The 544-nt window shown below is 64.9% G+C and carries 1 protein-coding gene; it reads left to right on the top strand.

Annotated elements, in window-relative coordinates; translation table 11 throughout:
• Positions 1 to 544 (top strand): hypothetical protein (locus EOD15_RS35300; RefSeq protein WP_148129852.1); only part of this gene is annotated, 544 nt, incomplete at both ends.

Genomic DNA, 544 nt, shown 5'->3' with positions numbered 1-544 from the left:
GGTCAAGGCCGATGCCGCGCCACTGGCGGTCGAGACGGTGCTCAACATCACCCGTCATGACGGCAAGCAAGGGAATGTCGACGCCAAGATCCACTTTGCGCCGGCGGACAACCGGCTCGATCTCGACCTCAAGGCCTCGGAGCCGGCAGGCGGCATCATCGCCAACCTGCTCAAGCTGCCCGACACGCCGCCGGTCGACATAAATGTCTCGGGCACGGGGCCACTCGCCAATTGGAACGGCATCGGCACGTTCTCGGTCGACGGCAAGATCGTCACCCAGCTGACGGGTCGCCACCAACTGACCGACAAGGGCAATCATATCGAGGCCAAGGGCGACGGCGATTTCGCTCGCTTCCTGCCTGAGAATCTCAAGCCGCTGTTTGCCGGCAAGACCAGTTTCGACATTGCCGGCACCGCCACATCGGCCGGTGGCGTCAGTGTCGACCGCGCCAACATCGACAGCGATGCGGTCCACGGCACCGCGACCGGCATTGTCGATCCTGCCGGCGCCAGCGACCTCTCGGTCGAACTCGCCGCCAAGGGG

This window comes from Mesorhizobium sp. M7A.T.Ca.US.000.02.2.1, from assembly GCF_003996995.1.
In the GTDB taxonomy this organism is placed as follows: domain Bacteria; phylum Pseudomonadota; class Alphaproteobacteria; order Rhizobiales; family Rhizobiaceae; genus Mesorhizobium.
The sequence above is the reverse complement of the archived record's forward strand: the minus strand, read 5'-3'. Positions and strand labels throughout refer to the sequence as shown.